Source organism: Methanobacterium alkalithermotolerans, from assembly GCF_018141185.1.
In the GTDB taxonomy this organism is placed as follows: domain Archaea; phylum Methanobacteriota; class Methanobacteria; order Methanobacteriales; family Methanobacteriaceae; genus Methanobacterium_F; species Methanobacterium_F alkalithermotolerans.
This window is the reverse complement of the sequence record NZ_CP058560.1, coordinates 967778-986207: the sequence shown is the minus strand read 5'-3', so window position 1 is coordinate 986207 and position 18430 is coordinate 967778. Positions and strand designations below refer to the sequence as shown.

Sequence of the window (18430 nt, the reverse complement as noted above, 5' to 3'; positions counted from 1 at the left end):
ATAAAAATATCAAGGATCATTTTTTTTAGTTAAAACCTCTTTACCTTCTGCCTTAGGGACTACTTCTAAGTCAGCTCCTTCAAATTTCAGTTCAAATTCTTTGCCTTCCATCAACATATGTAAAAAAACCCCCAGGGATGAAACTTCTGAATGAGGTTGATTGGTGATGGAAACATTCCAGTCAGCAGATTTATAAACTTTGGTAGGAACCCGGGAACCCCCCACCACTACTAACTTTTTTTTACCTGTTTTTTGAATTTCACTTACCACTTCCTGTACTGGAGAACCATACATGGTAAGATGGACTACTTCTCCTCCCTGTTTTTGCCATTCTTCCATATAATTATCCCAGTTCTTCTTATAGTTTATTGAAAAAGATCCCCCCCACCTTTTAACCACATCTTCTACATTTTCCATTAATTTCTGGTCTTTTTCTCCACTTAAAACAATATCAGATGCTCCAAATGCCCTTGCTGTAAGACAAACATGGGTAGTGATTCTGGCATCTCTTCTTCTACGATGATCCAATCTTAAAATACTTATATTCATTTTATAATCCACCAGTAATTAAAATCTCTATTATATGGGTTGATTCGGAAATTTATCTCCATTCCGGCCTAATACACATAACTTTAGTTGAACAAGTCAAACTTAACCTATCCACATAAATGCAATTAACATGCTTAAAAGTGAAACCATACGTGCTATTTCATTGGTAGCCCCTAAAACATCACCAGTAGCATTTTTAAAATGTTTTCGGGCCATAAGGGCTACATAAATTCCCGCCAGAATACTAAATATGATTCCAACCATTCCTACACTTCCTAAGAGCAGGAAACCAATTAAAACACTTATAATGACTATTATGCTCATTGAATAAGGGTTCATAGCTTTAATAAAATATTTACCTGTGCCCTGTTCTTCGGGGGATGAGATGGTGCAGCAGCTAACTAGCCCTAGTTTGGCCCCTATTTCTGATATAACAAGAGCATAAAATAGGTTCATACCGGGCAGAGAAGCTATAGTGGCCACTGTTATGGCTGCCACAATAAAAAATATAGAAATCCCTCCGGTACCTATGCGGGGATCTCTCATAATTTCAATCTTTCGCTCAGGAGCTCCATGTGCCATAAGAGCATCTCCCATATCTATAAGTCCATCCAGGTGATGAAAACCGGTGAAGTATAGGGCGAAGCTATATACTATGGTGGAGATTATAAGTGGAGGCAACATAATATTCTGCAGGACCAATCCCACTAACCCTACCAATGCTCCAATTAAGCCACCAATTAAGGGCCACATCCAGGTATATCTTGCCATATCCTTTATACTGGTATGGATATTCAGAGGTATTACTGTGGAAAATGATAAAAGTCCGGCTATACTTATATACCATGCTGTCTTTTTTAGATTATTATCTGTTACTGGGGTTTTTTTAACTGGCTTATCAGGGGTGGACATTTATTATTCTCCCGGTGTTCAATAACTTAAATAAAAAAATCGTAAGGGTTTTGATCTATAATCATTAATTCTGGCCATAGCTTTTTTATAATTTAATTTATATATTCTCCACCTGGTTTAAATTCAATTTTTTCAAAATCTCAGTATATTCATCCTATTCTTCAAATATTTTAGACATGCATCCTGCCACCAGACCGGCAAATACATCATCCAGCATAGGCCCTAAAGTGGATAAAATACCGGGCTTTAATTCATCATAACGCTTAAAATTGAAAATAGCTTTTGTTCCTGCAATTTGATTGGCTATGGCCATTCCCAATACCTCATCACTGTAAAGGTAAGCGGGATCATCATCTACATTTACTTCTCTTAAACGATGATGCTTAAAATCCTCTTCCACTCTGATACCGGCCATGATAAGAGCTATCACATTTATGTCTGCTAAAGATTTTAAAATTTGTTTACCCAGGGCTTCTTTTAGCTCAGGACTAATCTCTACTCCCACACAAAGCTCCATTCCTGCATTCACCAGGTCTTCCAGAGTAACACCAGATTCATAAATAAAATCAAGGATTCCTTTTGAGAAATTAGACTCATTAAAAGCTTTTTTACTGTTTTCAACCATAATGTGCTTAATTGATTCTGATAGCTCTCTTTCAAAAGAGAGATTTTCAACAGGATTTCCTTCCAAAGAACAGGTTTCATTGTCTATAACCGAAGCTACCACCAGACAATCATCATCTGCATGATTTTCCACTAATAAAGGGACACCTTTCATATTTTCTATTTGTTTTTTAGTCTCAACTGCAGTCTTAAAGCATTTTAAAAGTGCAGCAGAAGTCAGGTTTTCATGTATGATTAGCAGGTGGTGTAAGGACCAGGGTAAATAATCACTACCTTCTTGATAAATAAGGTTTAAAGAGTCTGAAATAGGATTTAATTTAATAGAATTTGCCTTAAAAGTAATTAAACTAATCCTGTCGGTAGAGGTAATAAATAAACCTTCATCAAAGGGGTGATTAATAAGTGAAAATTTTCCTTCAATGTTATTCTCTTTCAGTAATGATTCCAACTCAGCGATTCTCAGGGAATTTGTTTTATTTTCCTCGGTCTGATTAATTATGATGTTTTGAACTCTATTTAATCCGCCCCCTATGTCACATATTCCCATAACCAAAAAACCTTTCTTTCTGTTAATAATTATCTTTTGAGGGTTTTTATAGATTAAAACATCACTTATATTGATCTTTTCCATATAGTCACTCCATCACCAATAATATTATAATGTGGAATACATATTTAATAAAGGGTGTTAATATGAAAGTTCATTTACGGGTTTTTGTGGAAATTGAGAACCTGGGAAAGGTGATGAATTCTCTGACTAAATCAGGGGTCACCGGGTTTTATATAGTGGAATACAGGGGAATTTCACCTCAGGAATGGCAGGGATTTAATATCAAAGAAGATCCTGAATCAGCCATATCCATTATAAAAGACTATGCCAGGGATGCAGTTCAGGTTTGTTCAGTACTTGATGAAGAAAAGGTACAACCAATCATCGATGAAATCGGGTTGATTTTGAAGGATGAAAAATATACCATTGTGGAAATTCCCATCCGGCGCATTATTGTAAATAAGGGAGCTAAGGATATATAATTAAATAAATTATTTTTTTATAGGCTAGGGAATAAGGGAAGCCTGATAACTACCTAAGCCTGCAATATTATTATTTTTCAATTAAATACATTATTAAGCTAGTAAGATAACTCTTTAAAGGAAAGTTGGCCATGGTAGTAATAATTGATCCTCAAAATGCAGGAATATCTGGAAATATGGTTTTAGGTGCTTTACTTGATTTGGGGGCCCACTTAAATGAAACTAAAGAAATAATGGAATACTCTGCTTCCCTATTAGGGGAAGTTGAAGTAAAAATATCTTCTATTAATAAAGCAGGAATCAAATCCACCTATGTACAGGTTGATGCTAAAGATACTAAACCTATTTACTATAATGAATTTAAGAAAAAACTGGACAATATTAATCATGACCTGCTGGATGAACAGGTAATTGATTTTGCCAGGGAAGTATTCCATAGAATAGCTGTTGGTGAATCACAAGCCCACGGGACTTCTTTAGATAATACCCATTTCCATGAAGTAGGAGCAGCAGATGCCTTAGCAGATGTTGTAGGGGCCAGTTTTGCCTATCATCAATTAAAACTCCATCATGAAAAAATATATTCACTCCCGGTGGCTCTGGGTGGTGGGACTATCCAGGGGGCTCATGGAAGAATGCCCATACCTGCCCCTGCTACTTTAAATATTTTAAAAGGAGCTTTAACCATGGGGGGGCCGGTTCACAGTGAACTGACCACACCTACCGGAGCATCTATTTTAATGAGTATGAAAGACGAATTTAAAACATTCCATCCGGTATTTTCACCCTCCGAGGTGGGTTATGGTGCAGGAACCATGGATCTGGACTTCCCCAATGTACTTCGTATAATAAGAGGCTCTTTACCTGTGGAACAGGATAAAATCTCATTGCTGGAGACCAATTTAGACCACCTCAGTGGAGAAGTAATGGGCCACCTCTTTGAAATATTAAAAAACGAGGGAGCTCTGGATGTATCCATCATCCCCAGTATAATGAAGAAAAACAGACCGGGTCAGCTTTTAAGGGTGATATGTAAATCTAAAGATTCAAATAGGGTTACAGAATCTATATTCAAAGAAACAGGGACCCTGGGGGTGAGAACCTTTCCATTAATTCACCGCAGTGTACTGCAGCGAAAGATCATACCTCTGGAAGTTGATATTAATGGCAGGCACCAGATGAACTTTAAAGTGGGAATGCGGGATTCTAAAATAATAACTGCCCGGGTGGAGTATGAGGATGCCCGCCACATATCCGCAAAAACAGGAATCCCTTTAAATGATGTGATGGTTCAGGCTAACGAGGCCTTTAAAAAGCAATTTGATAATGATAAATAAAAATTTTTACTTTATTTAACTTTAAGGAGAGTTATCATGCATTCATCTAAAAAAAAAGCAATTGCAGTACTTTCGGGGGGACTGGATTCTACTGTGGCCACAACATACTTCCATAAGCAATACCAAATTCATGCCCTGACTTTCGATTATGGACAGAGAAGTTCTAACCGGGAAATAGAGTCATCCAGAGAAATATGTAAGGAGCTAAATATTAAACACACCGTCATGGATTTAAGCTGGCTGGGTAAACTGGGAAAATCGGCCTTAACTTCTCAGGATAGGGAGGTACCGAGTCTTAAAAATGAAGAACTGGATGATAAACAAATTTGTGATGATACGGCCCGAAAAGTATGGGTTCCTGGAAGGAACATTGTATTTACTGCTATTGCAACTGCATTTGCTGAATCTGAGGATGCAGAGATAATTATAGTTGGTTGGGATGAGGAAGAAGCAACTACTTTCCCTGACAACTCTCGGGAGTTTTTAGATGCTTTCAATCAGACCCTGGGAATAGGTACCCTGGAAGGAGTACAGATTGCAGCTCCATTAATTGATCTATCCAAAAAAGAAATAGTGGAGCTGGGGCATCAAATAGCCGCGCCTATGGAATTTAGTTATTCCTGTTATATGGGGACTGAACATCACTGTGGAACATGCGAATCATGTATGAGAAGAAAGAGGGCATTTTTAAATTCTAATATTGAAGATAAAACTATTTATGAGTAATGTAAATAATTTATTTTCATAAATATCTATAATAGAATCCCAAGCATATTAGCGTTATTTTATATTTTAAATTATTTTATTCTAATTATGAGTAATAGAAAACAAAGTGTTATCCCATATAATACCTAAATTAATATTTTATAATTATCATACTTATCAATCAAAAGGGGAATGGAATATGGAGCAGGAAAATAAGATACTACTACCCATTCTAATTTTAGCTTTATTGGGATTAGGGTTACAATCAACAGGTTTAACTGATTGGGGTATCATGCTGGATGAAAGCTTTAATTTTAATTCAGATGATATTATTTCAGGGTCAGGTGGGGGATTATTGGACATTTTTAACTTTTATTTACCTGTTATTCCATCTGAAGAAGTTCCAGAATATAAAGCTTCTGCTATTACTTTAAACCAATCTATTATTGATTATGAGTCCTGGGAAAAAGTAAAGGTAACCGGTGAAATTACAAATAAACGTATAAATTATGATGGCACCGTTGATATTATTTTAAAAGTTTCTGAAATTCCAGGATATCATTACATTTACTTGAGTTATTCTCAGGATATGCCTTTCCAGATAGGTGATAACATTACTGCTTATGGGCAATTTTCAGGAAGGTGTGATGATGAAGATTTATCACCAGAGAAAATGATACCTCTGGTAAGGACAGTTTACATAGAAAAGATTGATAACTGAATTGTTTAAAAATAGAATTAAATTTTTTTTAGAAATATTAAAAAATAGGAGATTTAATCAAAAAAATAAAAATTTGTATCTAAAACATGAATTATTTCAGATACCTAACCTATAACTAGCAGGGTGTCACCGGCATTTACCGTTTCACCTTCAGCAGTTAATATATCTTTCACTTTTCCACTGTGGGTGGCATGAATATCATTTTCCATTTTCATGGCCTCAATAACTGCTACCACATCCCCTTCATTAACCTTATCTCCTATGTCCACCTTCAATTTAAGAATCATTCCTTGCATGGTAGAGGTAACTCCTCCTTCTACAGGGCCATTGTTACTGGATGCAGTTCCTGTTTCTTCAATTGAGATAAAACCAGTAGGGACTATTTTTACATCAAATAAGTCTCCATCTACTTCCACACTATATTCTGAAGGAATTTCTACTGGTCCAGAGTATCCTGCGGAATCCTCAGGAGGGGCTAAAATTTCTTCTTCAGCTTCTCCTTTTAAAAATTTAGGGGCTATGGCCGGGTAGAGGGCCAGAGTAATGATGTCCTCTTCTTTAGAGATTATATTTGCTTCTTCCCCTTCTTTTTTATATCTTTCCCATTGTGGTTCCAGAATATCAGCAGGTCGGGTATCAATAGGCACTTCTTCCCCTATGATTTTTTTTGCTATTTTTTTATCCACCGGGGCAGGTGGCCTTCCATAGAACCCTTTGAAGTATTCCTTTACTTCATTGGAAACCATTTTGTACCTTTCTCCACCTAAAATATTCATCACAGCCTGGATACCAACTATCTGACTGGTCGGAGTTACCAGAGGAGGATACCCCATTTCCTGCCTTACTTTTGGCATTTCTTCCAGGACGTCTTCATAACGATCCAGAGCATTTTGATCCTTTAACTGGGAGACCAGATTGGATAACATTCCACCAGGGATCTGGTAAATCAATACATCGGTGTCAATTTGTTCAGCAATAGGATCCAGAAGACTGCTATATTTTTTCTTGATTTCTTCAAAATACTTTTTAATACGGGTTAAAGTTTTTAAATCAATACCCGTATCATAGGGGGTATCTTTTAGAGCAGCCACAATACTTTCTGTAGGTGGCTGAGAAGCTCCCCAGGACAATGGAGAAATTGCAGTATCAATTATGTCCACCCCTGCTTGACAGGCAGCATAATAACTCATGGGAGTCATACCACTGGTACAGTGACAGTGTAAATTCACCATTAAATCAGTTTCTTCTTTTAAGGTTTTAACCAATTCGAATGTATCATGGGGTGAAATTAGACCTGCCATATCCTTAATAGCCACCGAATCACAGTTTAAAGCTTCTAATTCCTGGGCAAATTCCACATATTTTTCCATAGTGTGGTAAGGGCTGGTGGTATAACTTATTACTCCTTGTACATGAGCTCCCTGGTCTTTAGCTATTTTAATAGCGTATTCCATATTTCTTATATCATTTAAAGCGTCAAAAATTCTGAAAATATCAATACCATTTTCATAAGATTTTTCCACGAATTTTTTTACTATGTCATCCGGGTAATGTTTATAACCTACCAGGTTCTGTCCCCGTAGAAGCATCTGTAGGGGGGTCTTTTTAACATGTTCTTTGAGGCTACGTAGCCTTTCCCATGGATCTTCATTTAAATATCTTATACAGGTATCAAAGGTGGCACCACCCCAGGCTTCCAGAGAATAAAACCCTGCATTGTCCATTTCCTCTGCAATGGGAAGCATATCTCGGGTTCTCATCCGGGTAGCCAGAAGTGACTGGTGTGCATCCCGAAATGCAGTCTCTACGATTTTTATTTTTTTCATCATGACCCTCACAAGAAATACTTTAAATAATTCAAAACTTAGAATATCTTTATATAGTTAGTAAGTACTACCTTAAATACTTCTCAAAAATCCATGCCCCGGTTTTTTAGTTTCTTATACTTATACTAAGGATATTTATAATTTATCAGTTTATATTATTATTTTTTTCATCCCTTTTATTCAGGGTAAGATTTTGAATAATATTCTAATTTCGCAAGGATTTTAATTGAAAAATATTATATCTTAATAAGAATAAGGTGCATATTTGATCATTAATTAATCAGCAATAGCTTACTTTTTTCAACTTTTGATTGAATCTATAGAAAAATTTATATGGCAGGTCATACAACCTTCACCTATCAAACTTAATCGGAAATATGCTTCCGTATTCCGATAACGGTTTGTATTAAAAAATTTTAAGAGAGTTTGCTATGGTAAGAAAAATTGCAATATATGGAAAAGGTGGAATTGGAAAATCTACAACTCAACAGAATACTGCTGCTGCTATGGCAGAATTTCAGGATCAAAATGTAATGATACATGGCTGTGATCCAAAAGCAGACAGCACCCGGCTGGTATTGGGTGGAAAAATGCAGACCACCATGATGGATACCTTAAGAGAACTGGGGGAAGAAGGATGTACACCTGAAGCAGTGGTTGAAACTGGATTTAAAGGAATAAAATGTGTAGAATCTGGAGGGCCAGAACCAGGGGTGGGCTGTGCTGGCCGGGGAGTAATCACCGCCATATCCCTTATGGAAATGCATGGAGTATATGAGGAAAACCTTGATTTTGTATTCTTTGATGTACTGGGGGATGTGGTATGTGGAGGATTTGCCATGCCTGTTCGAGATGGAAAAGCTGAAGAAATATATATAGTCGCTTCTGGTGAAATGATGGCTCTTTATGCGGCTAATAACATCTGTAAAGGTATGGTAAAGTACGCCCATCAAAGCGGGGTACGATTAGGGGGAATAATATGCAATAGTCGTAATGTGGATGGTGAAATGGAATTAATGGAAGAATTCTGCGAAAAAATTGGGACTCAGCTTATTCATTTTGTCCCCCGGGATAATATTGTCCAAAAAGCAGAATTCAATAAAAAATCAGTTATTGAATTTGATCCGGAATGTAACCAGGCCATGGAATACAAAGAACTGGGACGCAAAATAATTGAAAATAAAAATTTCGTAATCCCCACCCCTATGTCCATGGATGAAATGGAAGAACTGGTGGTTAAATACGGGGCCCTGGATTAAAAAGGAGAAAGTCAGATGAAAATGATTAGAGCAATTGTAAGGCCAGATAAAGCAGAAGAAATAGTGGATTCTTTATCAGAAGCAGGACATGTAGCCCTTACTAAAATGGATGTAATAGGTCGTGGAAAACAAAAAGGAATACAGCTGGACCAGGTTTACTATGATGAGCTACCTAAGGTGATGCTGCTACTGGTAACTGAAGATGAAGATACCGGAAAAATAATTGATTTGATAACAGAATCTGCCTACACTGGAAATTTTGGAGATGGAAAAATATTTGTAAGCCCAGTTGATGATGCATTTACCGTTAGAACTAGAACCAGGGGATTATGAATATTTAGAAAATACTTTCATTTATTCAATAAATTGCCTTAAAATCAATGCAGGTGATCAAAATAAAAGAAATAATTGCCATTATTCGGCCTAATAAAATGACTGATACCAAAGAGGTTTTAAATGCCCTTGGATTTCCAGCTATGACTGCTAATCGAGTAATGGGCCGGGGTAAACAAAAAGCCATAATTGGAGAAGTATCATTTGAGATCCAAAAAAAAGAACTCTTAAACGAAGAGGGAACCATGCGTTACATTCCCAAAAGATTACTGTCTCTAATTGTGGATGATGAAGATGCTTCTCTGGTGGTAGAAGCCATAATGAGGGTTAATCAAACAGGAAATAGAGGGGATGGGAAAATCTTTGTATTGCCTGTTGAAGAAGCAGTAAGGGTTAGAACTAAAGAAAACGGAATTGAAGCCATAAGCTAATAAATATCCATTAAATGACTTATCAAAATAAAATAAAAATTATAAAAACTTTTTAAGAAAATTAGGAGAATAATTATGCCTCATGACCTTTTTGAAGTGGATAAATCTATTCCTGAAAGAAAAAAACACATTTATATTAAAGATAATGCCGACCCTGATCAGGAAATTCCTTCCTGTAACACCAAAACCATCCCGGGATGCATGACTGAAAGGGGATGTGCTTTTGCCGGGGTTAAGGGAGTTATTACTGGGGCCGTAAAGGATGCTGCCCACGTGGTACACTCACCAGTAGGATGCACCGCCTATGGATATGGAACTAAAAGATATCCAACCACTCCAGACATGCCTGATGGTGGGAAATTTCCTCTGGAAAACTTTAATCTGAAATATATTATGGGAACAGATCTTAAAGAATCGGATGTGGTGTTCGGAGGTATGAAAAAACTCAGGCAATCCATATTAGAAGCTGCAAAAGAATTTCCTGAAGCAAATGCCATATATGCTTATGCTACCTGTACCACTGGTTTAATCGGGGATGATATGGATGGGGTGGTTAAAGAACTATCTGAGGAATTGGGAAAAGATGTGGTGGCTTTCAATGCCCCTGGATTTTCAGGACCCACCCAGTCCAAAGGACACCATGTGGGTAACCACACTCTTTTCCAGCACCTGGTGGGGACTAAAGAACCCCCGGAAACCACACCTTATGATGTTAACCTCATTGGAGAATACAACATTGACGGAGATTTGTGGATACTTAAACCCTATTTTGAGGAGATGGGGATTAATATTCTCAGCACTTTCACCGGGGATTGCTGTCATGACGAGATCTGCTGGATGCACCGGGCAAAACTAAGTTTGGTTCGCTGTCAGAGATCAGCCACCTACATAGCAGATCTCATTGAAAAGAAATACGGCGTACCCTACATGAAAGTGGACTTTTTTGGCCCTACTTACTGTGCTGAAAATTTAAGGGCCATTGGAAAGCATTTTGGACTAGAAGATAAGGCAGAGGCAGTAATAAAAGATCGTATGGATAAGATAAAGCCTGATTTAGAATTATATAAGGAAAAATTGCAGGGTAAAAAGGTATGGGTTTTTTCAGGAGGTCCTAAAAACTGGCACCTTCCCCGTCCACTGGAAGAATGCCTGGGGATGGAAGTGGTGGCCGTATCCACCATGTTTGAACATGAAGATGGTTATGAAAAAATCAAAGAAAGGGTAAAGGAGGATACGGTTATTGTGGATGACCCTAACTCTCTGGAAATGGAAGAGATTGTAGAAAAATATCAACCGGATATAATGTTATCCGGGGTTAAAGAAAAATATCTGGCTCATAAACTACAATTACCCTGCGTACTTATCCATTCCTATGAAAACGGACCTTACATCGGATTTGAAGGATTTATAAATCTGGCAAAGGATATTTATGCTTCAATTTACAACCCGGTGTGGGATCTGGTGGAGTTCAAGGAAGAGGTAGAAAAAACCCCGAAATTAATTGAAGAAGTTGAATCAGGTGATAATATAAAATTAAAGGCAAAATAAGGTTTTAAATCTATTAATATATTTCATTAATACTGGGATGGAAAATTTAAAGGATATTGATGATCCTATATTATAATCGCTGGTGGAGGCGGGATATAAGGATTTCAATTACAGGTGATGATTAAATGAGTGAGGTAAAAGTAACTAAAAGAGAGAGGAATGTTATTATAAATCCCCTGGTAACCTGTCAACCACTGGGGGCTATGTTTGCAGTAGCAGGTATAAGCAGGGGTCTTCCACTGGTCCATGGTTCACAGGGATGTTCTACCTTTGTTAGATATGGGTTTTCCCGTCATTTTCGGGAACCATCTGAAATTGCAGTAACTTCTTTGCATGAAGATGCGGCTGTATTTGGGGGAAGAAGAAATCTGATATCTGGATTGGGAAATTTAGCATCCAGATTTACTCCTGATTTGATTGGTGTGGTTACTACCTGTTCTAGTGAAATAATTGGAGATGATGTGGATGGTTTTATTAAAACTGCCCGACAGGAAATCAAAGAAAGCCTGGGGGAAAATGCAGCGGAAAAAATAAAAATTGTTGCTATTAACACTCCTAGTTTTGTGGAACACCACTACCGGGGATACGATAATGCCATAAAGGCTATGGTAGATCAGGTGGCCCTAGAACCAGCTAATGGTAATGATAAATTGAATATTATACCGGGAATAGTAAATCCGGGGGATATCAGAGAGATAAAGCACATACTGAATATGATGGGTCAAGAAAGTATAATGCTTACCGATACCTCTGATCCATTTGATTCTCCATTAAGACCCGGCTCTACGCAGTTTAAACCATACTATCCCAAAGGAGGTACTCCTGTTCAGGAACTGGAAGATTGTTCAAATAGTTCAGGAACCATATCCTTGTGTAATTATGGTGCCCAGGCAGCCGGGGTACTGGAAAGAAAATATAAAGTTCCTTCCACTATAGGTCCCTTTCCCATTGGACTACAAAATACAGATCAGTTTCTAAGAAACGTTAAAAAGTTCAGTGATGCGGAAATAACTGATGAATTACTGGATGAACGAGGATTACTGGTTGATTCCATGGCAGATATTACTTCCCGTTATCTTTTTGGAAAAACAGCTGCTATTTATGGTGATCCTGATATGGTTACTGGAATTGCTGGATTTGTCTGTGAGCTGGGCATGACCCCTCAGCTGGTATGTACTGGAGTCGAAAACCAGGAATTTGTAGATGACATGAAAGAAGTTTCCAAAAAAGCAGATGGCAAGGTTGAAATAATGTATGGCCAGGATTTAAGGTCCATGGAAGTAAGACTGGAGGAAGAACCAACCGATATCATAATTGGTCATTCGGATGGCAGATTAATAGCCAGAGACCTGGACATACCTTTAGTCAGAGTTGGTTTCCCGGTTTATGACAGGGTAGGTTATCATAGAGTTCCTATTGTAGGTTATAGGGGGGGAATAAACCTCCTGGACCGAATAACCAATACGGTACTGGAAGAGTACTATGATCCAGTTCACTGGAAACTACAACAATAAATTATTTTAAAAGAATGGAATATAATTTTTCCATTTTATTTATTAGCAACCTAAAGGTCATTAAATGGCAAAAGAACAACATAAAAAGGTAGATACTACTAAAAATGGTGAAAATGGGAGGATATTAGAATTTTCTCCCCTTCCGGATAAGGTTATAGATACCCTTAAATCACGTGAAAAACACCGCTGTTTTAAAAAAGAAGGGAAACAATCCGCCCCTGATTGTAATAAATCATCCATCCCAGGGGCAGTTACCCAGAGATCCTGTGTTTATGGTGGGGCCCGGGTGGTGTTGATGCCCATTACCGATGCAGTGCACCTGGTCCATGGACCCATAGGATGTGCATCCTGCACATGGGATATCAGAGGGAGCCTAAGTTCCAGCAGTAAATTATACAAAACCGGATTTTCTACTAACTTACAGGAAAAAGACATAGTATTTGGGGGCGAAACAAAACTTATGGATATCCTCCTGGAAATAAACAGGTTATATCACCCTCCTGCTATATTTGTCTATGCCACCTGTGTGGTGGGTATCATTGGAGACGATCTTAAAAAAGTATGTGAATTGGCTCAAGAAAAAACTTCAACTCGAATAATACCGGTTCAATCAGAAGGATTCAGAAGCTTCAATAAGTCGCTGGGGCATCAATTAGCCGGTGATGCATTACTGGATTATTTAATCGGTACTTCCACTAAAGCTTCCCAGAATCACCCTTTTACCCTGAATATTGTGGGAGAATTTAATGTGGCCGGGGATTTATGGGGCATAAAACCATTACTGGAAAAAATGGGCATACATGTACTTTCTACCCTAACTGGAGATTCCCGGGTGGAGGATATTTCACGATCCCATCAGGCCCATCTTAATATTGTTCAGTGCCAGAAGTCCTCTAATTACATTGCCCGGCAGATGGAAAAAAAATATGATATTCCCTATCTCAAGGTTAACTTCTTTGGAATAGAGGATACCGTAAGCTCACTGCAATCGATTGCCCGGTTTTTTAATAATCCTGAAATGTTAAAAAAGACAGAACAGTTAATAAAAGAGGAAATAAATAGGGTAGAAGATGCTATTAAACCTTACCATAGAATACTAAAAGGCAAAAAAGTAGCGGTTTATGTGGGAGGAAATAAAGCATGGTCCCTTGTAAGAGCCTTTGAGGAATTGGGCATGGAAGTGATTATGACCGGGACTCAGAATGGACTACCTGAAGATTATCAGAAAATCAGAGACACGGTACAGGAGGGAACATTGATCGTGGATGATGCGCCGGTCAGGGAACTTTACCATTTACTGAAAAAATATAAGCCTGACCTGGTGATTTCAGGTGCTAAAGAAAAATATATGGCCCTGAAAATGGGAATACCCTTTTGTGAATTTAATCATGACCGCATAACCTCTTTTTCTGGGTTTCAGGGATATATAAATTTTGCTAAAAATCTGGATCAGGCGGTATCCAGTCCGGTATGGAATTATACTAAAAAAGAACTTAAAACTAGAATTAATGAATTTAATGGGGTTAAAAATGCCAAAATCTGAAAACAACTTACAGGATGGCTGTGGAGGTTTTTCCACTAAAGATGTGGAAAATTCTCTCGCCTGGAAGGGAATGATTTCTCCATCGGCGGATAAGAAGTTTGCAGTTATTAACCCTGCTCGAATGTGCCAACCTTTAGGGGCGGTACATGCGCTTTTAGGAGTAAAAGGTGCTATGCCTTTGATACATGGGTCCCAGGGATGCAGTACCTATATGCGGTTCCAGCTATGTCGTCATTTCCGGGAACCTATAAATATTTCCTCCACTTCCATGAGTGAAAGTACAGTGGTTTATGGGGGCGAGAAAAATCTTATTAAAGCACTGGACATCATAACCCGGCAATATAAACCAGAACTTATTGGAGTTACTTCCAGCTGCCTTACCGAAACTATAGGGGATGATATGGAACTAATAATTGCTAATTTCCTTAAAAGTAATAATGATTTTCCAGTAATTCCCATCTCCACTCCCAGTTATACTGGATCTCATGTGGAAGGTTATAATCAGGCCTTGAGGGCCCTGGTAGAAAAATTAGTAAACCCGGTTTCTGTGCGTCATTCCGGGGAAAAATCAACCATTGGATCCACTTACACTGATAAAAAATTGAATAACTTAAGAGGAGACCCTAAATATACGAATAAAAATTATAATGGCAAAATAAATTTGATAACGGGATTGATATCTCCCTCTGATGTTTTTAGTATGAAAATTCTCTTGCAGGAAATGGGACTGGAAAGCATTATTCTAACAGATACTTCCCAATCACTTCATTTGCCTTTAAATGGTGAAATTAATTTTATTCCTTCACAGGGGACCACCATTGCTCAAATAAAAGATACAATTCATTCCAGGGCCACTATATGTATATCCCGGCATGCTGATTCTGCAGGAATATTTCTGGAAAAAAATTTCGGGGTTAAATTAATTAATATTCCATTACCAGTGGGTTTAAGTGCCACTGACCATCTGGTTGAGACGTTATCTGTTGTGGGAAATAAAAAAATACCAGAAAACATAAATTTACAGAGGGGCCAGCTACTGGATGCTATGGTGGATGCCCATGCTTATAATTATAAACGCCGGGTGGCCATTTACGGTGAGCCAGACATGGTGACTGGACTCACTAGATTCTTAAGTGAATTGGGAATGCATCCGGTGGTAGTATGTACCGGAACACAAAGCAATATATTCCAGGATGAAATTGAGTCTCTTGCCAGGGAACATGGTCATGATATCCAGATAATATCTGGAGGAGACCTCTATGATCTAGAACAAAAAATAGTAGAAGAAGACGTAGAACTACTTTTGGGAAACTCCTATTCAGCCAGAATTGCTTCAGAAAAAAATATTCCTTTAATCAGAGTGGGATTTCCTGTTTTTGACCGGATAGGTGCTCAAAGAATCAACATAACTGGCTACCAGGCTGGATTGAATCTCCTGGATACGATAACCAACACCATCATAGAGAGATACTATGAACCGGGAAGGGATGATAAAATATGAAAATAGCAGTAGCATCCTCCAATGGCCAGCAGGTAGATTATCACTTTGGAAATTCTCCCCATTTTTTGATTTTCGAACTAGAAAATATGAAGGTAAATTTCCTGGAAATAAGAAATACAGGACCGGAGAAACATAAAAATCATGATGATATTTTCAATATAAGATACAAACTATTGAAAGATTGCCAAATGATTGTATGTTCTAAAATAGGTAACGAACCATTTATCAAGCTTAAAAAATCAGGTATAAATATTTTAGAATATGAAGGCGATCTTGAAAGTGCTATTTTAAAGGCAGCATCATTTGCTAAATAATTTTTTAACAGAAATCCTTATATTACTATAGTTCAAAAATTCTAAATTATATTATTAATTTCTAAAAAACTAAAATCTAATTAACAGGAGAGATATTATGGCTAAAGTAGTTATAGATCATGAAGACTGTGAAGGAGCAGATTGCGCAGAATGTGTGGATGTATGTCCTATGGAAATTCTGGTAGTTGATGGGGATAAAATAAAAGTACAAAATGCAGAAGAATGTAATGAATGTGAAGTTTGTGTGGATGTATGTCCTGAGGACTGCATTGAAATAAACTAATACTTTTTCATTTTTTAAATAAATTTTTAATTAATTTTATGAAAAAAATTTATACTACCTGCACCAGGGACTGCCCGGGTTCCTGCAGCATAGAGGCCCGGGTAGATCAAGGAAAAATAAAATCTTTGCATGGAAACCGGAAACATCCCATAACTGCAGGTTTTTTATGTATAAATACGGCTCATTATCTTCAAAATCGTTTTTACAGTCACCAACGTATTTTAAATCCATTAAAAAAAGTTGAAGATTCATGGGAACAGATAAAATGGGATGAAGCTCTTGATTTAGCTGCCATGAAACTTCAGGATATTGCAGAAGAATATGGTAGTAATTCTATTTTATATTATCAGGGCTTTGGGGCTAGAACTGCTCTTAGATTACTTAACAATCGGTTTTTCAATTTAATGGGAGGAGTAAGCACTCTTAATGGGACTCTTTGTGGTGGGACGGGTCAGGCCGGACAAGAAATGGATATGGGCCTTAGAATATCCCATGATCCTCTGGATCATCTAAATAGTAAGGCCATTATAGTCTGGGGTCGTAATCCGGCTGTAACTGATATTCATTTATGGAGAATCCTTTTAAAAGCCAGAAAAAAGGGCACGTCCCTGGTGGTTATTGATCCGGTTAAAACCATCAGTGCCTGCAACTGTGATTTATTCCTTCAACCCAAACCTGGATCAGATCCCTATCTTGCCCTGGCAGTATCCCGGATTATAGTTGAAGGCCACCGGCATAATCTGGAATTTATTGATAAACACACAATTAATTTTTCTAAATTCAAAAAATTATTTGACCACTACTCTTTAGAAGAACTATCTAAGCATTGTGATGTTTCCCTGGAGAAAATCATTAAACTGGCCAATATATATGCTTCTGGAACAAGCAGCATCATTGCCGGCTGGGGGGTGCACCGCTATTATCAGGGGCATCTCAGTCTAAGGTACATGGATGCCCTGGCAGCCCTCAGTGGCAATATTGGTGTTTCTGGAGGGGGAGTAAGCCAGGGATTTGATGAATACGTTTATTTTGATGAAAAATGGAAAGGAGATGAATTGGCCACAAATTCCCGTAAAATATCCATGCCTATTATTGGTGAGGCTATTTTAAATGCCAGAAATCCCCCTATAAAAATGATTGTGGTTACTGCTGGCAATCCTCTGGCCATGGCCCCGAATTCCACTAAGGTTAAAAAAGCATTTAAAAAGGTAGAATACTGTATGGTAATGGACCAGGTAATAAATGACACCGGCCAGGAAGCAGACTTGTTTTTACCCACCACCACCTTTCTGGAAGATATGGATTTGGTGGGGAGCTATGGTCATAATTACATTTCACCCCTTAATCCGGTGGTAAACCCTCGGGGAGAGGCCCGTTCAGAATTATGGATATTTCAGGAACTTGCTAATCGACTTGGTTTTAAAAATGAAATGAAAGGAAGCCCCTATTTCTGGCTAAAAAGGATAGCCCGTCCAGTTATAGAAAAAGGTTTTATTCTGGATGATCTTCTAAAAAAACCAGTTAGGCTGCCAGAGATTCCATTTACTCCCTATGGGAATAAAAAATTTTTTACTTCTTCTGGTAAATTTGAGTTTGTATCGGAACTTCCTGAAGAGGATTTTTCAAAAAAAGAATATGATTTGCATTTATTATCTATAATGCCTTCCTGGTGGGTTGGCTCAGAGATACCAAATGGTGAACATGGAAAAGAATTTTTAGAGGTAATGATCCATCCTGAACTGCTGGATAAACATGGAATAGAAAATGGAGAAATAATAATTCTGGAGTCCCCTACAGGTAAGCTTAAAGTCAGAGTAAATGCCAGCAAAAACACCAGAAAAGATGTGGTGGTAACTTACCGGGGTGGCTGGGTAAAATATAATAAAGGAATAAACGTATTAACCAGGGATATGATAAGCCAGGAAGGACAGGGCACTCCTTTTTATGAAACCAGAGTTAGAATGAAAAAATTAGTTTTTTAAATAATTCGTAATTTTA

General features: G+C 37.7%; 17 protein-coding genes and 1 pseudogene. 14 read left to right on the top strand and 4 right to left on the bottom strand.

Annotation, left to right across the window (positions count from 1 at the left end; translation table 11 throughout):
* Nucleotides 1-9: 9 nt before the first annotated feature.
* From HYG87_RS04765 to HYG87_RS10980, 3 genes are all read right to left on the bottom strand, one after another.
* On the bottom strand, nt 10-549 hold the full coding sequence (locus HYG87_RS04765; RefSeq protein WP_211534074.1) for a tRNA (cytidine(56)-2'-O)-methyltransferase: 540 nt from the start codon (nt 547-549) through the stop codon (nt 10-12).
* A gap of 102 nt (nt 550-651) precedes the next feature.
* The gene (cobS, locus tag HYG87_RS04760; protein WP_211534073.1) at nt 652-1461 is read right to left on the bottom strand and encodes an adenosylcobinamide-GDP ribazoletransferase; all 810 of its coding nucleotides are present in this window, start codon (nt 1459-1461) and stop codon (nt 652-654) included.
* 154 nt (nt 1462-1615) lie between these two features.
* Nucleotides 1616-2716: a phosphatidylglycerophosphatase A gene (locus HYG87_RS10980; protein ID WP_249164893.1), complete on the bottom strand. Its 1101-nt coding sequence runs from the start codon at nt 2714-2716 to the stop codon at nt 1616-1618.
* A gap of 62 nt (nt 2717-2778) precedes the next feature.
* On the opposite strand from HYG87_RS10980, the gene HYG87_RS04750 reads away from it, so the two are divergent.
* The 4 genes and pseudogenes from HYG87_RS04750 to HYG87_RS04735 all read left to right on the top strand — a co-directional run bounded on the left by HYG87_RS04750 (nt 2779) and on the right by HYG87_RS04735 (nt 5880).
* On the top strand, nt 2779-3117 hold the full coding sequence (locus tag HYG87_RS04750; protein ID WP_211534072.1) for an MJ1244 family protein: 339 nt from the start codon (nt 2779-2781) through the stop codon (nt 3115-3117).
* 131 nt (nt 3118-3248) lie between these two features.
* Entirely contained in the window at nt 3249-4454 is a 1206-nt protein-coding gene (gene larC, locus HYG87_RS04745) for a nickel pincer cofactor biosynthesis protein LarC (protein WP_211534071.1), read from the top strand.
* 30 nt (nt 4455-4484) lie between these two features.
* A pseudogene (gene queC, locus HYG87_RS04740) lies at nt 4485-5180 on the top strand (7-cyano-7-deazaguanine synthase QueC); the annotation flags it as partial.
* Between the two features lie 178 nt (nt 5181-5358).
* On the top strand, nt 5359-5880 hold the full coding sequence (locus HYG87_RS04735) for a hypothetical protein (protein ID WP_211534069.1): 522 nt from the start codon (nt 5359-5361) through the stop codon (nt 5878-5880).
* A 104-nt stretch (nt 5881-5984) separates the two neighbouring features.
* Here the strand turns inward: HYG87_RS04735 and oadA are convergent, their stop codons facing one another.
* Nucleotides 5985-7706: a sodium-extruding oxaloacetate decarboxylase subunit alpha gene (gene oadA / locus HYG87_RS04730; RefSeq protein WP_211534211.1), complete on the bottom strand. Its 1722-nt coding sequence runs from the start codon at nt 7704-7706 to the stop codon at nt 5985-5987.
* A 431-nt stretch (nt 7707-8137) separates the two neighbouring features.
* On the opposite strand from oadA, the gene nifH reads away from it, so the two are divergent.
* The 10 genes from nifH to HYG87_RS04680 all read left to right on the top strand — a co-directional run bounded on the left by nifH (nt 8138) and on the right by HYG87_RS04680 (nt 18414).
* Nucleotides 8138-8965, top strand: a complete 828-nt coding sequence (gene nifH / locus HYG87_RS04725) for a nitrogenase iron protein (RefSeq protein WP_211534068.1) — start codon at nt 8138-8140, stop codon at nt 8963-8965.
* A gap of 15 nt (nt 8966-8980) precedes the next feature.
* Nucleotides 8981-9298, top strand: coding sequence for a P-II family nitrogen regulator (locus tag HYG87_RS04720; protein ID WP_211534067.1), 318 nt, complete (start codon nt 8981-8983; stop codon nt 9296-9298).
* 62 nt (nt 9299-9360) lie between these two features.
* Complete coding sequence (locus tag HYG87_RS04715; protein ID WP_211534210.1) at nt 9361-9729, top strand: P-II family nitrogen regulator; 369 nt, start codon at nt 9361-9363, stop codon at nt 9727-9729.
* A 75-nt stretch (nt 9730-9804) separates the two neighbouring features.
* The gene (locus HYG87_RS04710) at nt 9805-11277 is read left to right on the top strand and encodes a nitrogenase subunit alpha (protein WP_211534066.1); all 1473 of its coding nucleotides are present in this window, start codon (nt 9805-9807) and stop codon (nt 11275-11277) included.
* A gap of 125 nt (nt 11278-11402) precedes the next feature.
* Nucleotides 11403-12791, top strand: coding sequence for a nitrogenase component 1 (locus tag HYG87_RS04705; RefSeq protein ID WP_211534065.1), 1389 nt, complete (start codon nt 11403-11405; stop codon nt 12789-12791).
* Between the two features lie 64 nt (nt 12792-12855).
* A complete protein-coding gene (nifE, locus tag HYG87_RS04700) occupies nt 12856-14334 on the top strand; it encodes a nitrogenase iron-molybdenum cofactor biosynthesis protein NifE (RefSeq protein ID WP_211534064.1) in 1479 nt (492 codons plus the stop codon).
* On the top strand, nt 14321-15835 hold the full coding sequence (locus HYG87_RS04695; RefSeq protein ID WP_249164892.1) for a nitrogenase component 1: 1515 nt from the start codon (nt 14321-14323) through the stop codon (nt 15833-15835). The genes nifE and HYG87_RS04695 overlap by 14 nt, the downstream gene beginning before the upstream one ends.
* Nucleotides 15832-16149 (top strand): NifB/NifX family molybdenum-iron cluster-binding protein, encoded by a 318-nt coding sequence (locus HYG87_RS04690; RefSeq protein ID WP_211534063.1) that lies wholly within the window; start codon nt 15832-15834, stop codon nt 16147-16149. The genes HYG87_RS04695 and HYG87_RS04690 overlap by 4 nt, the downstream gene beginning before the upstream one ends.
* A gap of 97 nt (nt 16150-16246) precedes the next feature.
* Nucleotides 16247-16432: a 4Fe-4S dicluster domain-containing protein gene (locus HYG87_RS04685; protein WP_211534062.1), complete on the top strand. Its 186-nt coding sequence runs from the start codon at nt 16247-16249 to the stop codon at nt 16430-16432.
* Nucleotides 16433-16470: 38 nt separating this feature from the next.
* Entirely contained in the window at nt 16471-18414 is a 1944-nt protein-coding gene (locus tag HYG87_RS04680; RefSeq protein ID WP_211534061.1) for a molybdopterin-dependent oxidoreductase, read from the top strand.
* Nucleotides 18415-18430 lie beyond the last annotated feature (16 nt).

What these genes read in the sequence shown, in the direction of transcription:
- HYG87_RS04705 (WP_211534065.1), top strand. Translation starts at nt 11,403, where the DNA reads ATGAGTGAGGTAAAAGTAACTAAAAGAGAGAGGAATGTTATTATAAAT.
- HYG87_RS04750 (WP_211534072.1), top strand. Translation starts at nt 2,779, where the DNA reads ATGAAAGTTCATTTACGGGTTTTTGTGGAAATTGAGAACCTGGGAAAG.
- oadA (WP_211534211.1), bottom strand. Translation starts at nt 7,706, where the DNA reads ATGAAAAAAATAAAAATCGTAGAGACTGCATTTCGGGATGCACACCAG.
- HYG87_RS04735 (WP_211534069.1), top strand. Translation starts at nt 5,359, where the DNA reads ATGGAGCAGGAAAATAAGATACTACTACCCATTCTAATTTTAGCTTTA.
- HYG87_RS04695 (WP_249164892.1), top strand. Translation starts at nt 14,321, where the DNA reads ATGCCAAAATCTGAAAACAACTTACAGGATGGCTGTGGAGGTTTTTCC.
- nifE (WP_211534064.1), top strand. Translation starts at nt 12,856, where the DNA reads ATGGCAAAAGAACAACATAAAAAGGTAGATACTACTAAAAATGGTGAA.
- HYG87_RS04765 (WP_211534074.1), bottom strand. Translation starts at nt 549, where the DNA reads ATGAATATAAGTATTTTAAGATTGGATCATCGTAGAAGAAGAGATGCC.
- HYG87_RS04720 (WP_211534067.1), top strand. Translation starts at nt 8,981, where the DNA reads ATGAAAATGATTAGAGCAATTGTAAGGCCAGATAAAGCAGAAGAAATA.
- HYG87_RS04710 (WP_211534066.1), top strand. Translation starts at nt 9,805, where the DNA reads ATGCCTCATGACCTTTTTGAAGTGGATAAATCTATTCCTGAAAGAAAA.
- HYG87_RS04690 (WP_211534063.1), top strand. Translation starts at nt 15,832, where the DNA reads ATGAAAATAGCAGTAGCATCCTCCAATGGCCAGCAGGTAGATTATCAC.
- cobS (WP_211534073.1), bottom strand. Translation starts at nt 1,461, where the DNA reads ATGTCCACCCCTGATAAGCCAGTTAAAAAAACCCCAGTAACAGATAAT.
- larC (WP_211534071.1), top strand. Translation starts at nt 3,249, where the DNA reads ATGGTAGTAATAATTGATCCTCAAAATGCAGGAATATCTGGAAATATG.
- HYG87_RS04685 (WP_211534062.1), top strand. Translation starts at nt 16,247, where the DNA reads ATGGCTAAAGTAGTTATAGATCATGAAGACTGTGAAGGAGCAGATTGC.
- HYG87_RS10980 (WP_249164893.1), bottom strand. Translation starts at nt 2,716, where the DNA reads ATGGAAAAGATCAATATAAGTGATGTTTTAATCTATAAAAACCCTCAA.
- nifH (WP_211534068.1), top strand. Translation starts at nt 8,138, where the DNA reads ATGGTAAGAAAAATTGCAATATATGGAAAAGGTGGAATTGGAAAATCT.
- HYG87_RS04680 (WP_211534061.1), top strand. Translation starts at nt 16,471, where the DNA reads ATGAAAAAAATTTATACTACCTGCACCAGGGACTGCCCGGGTTCCTGC.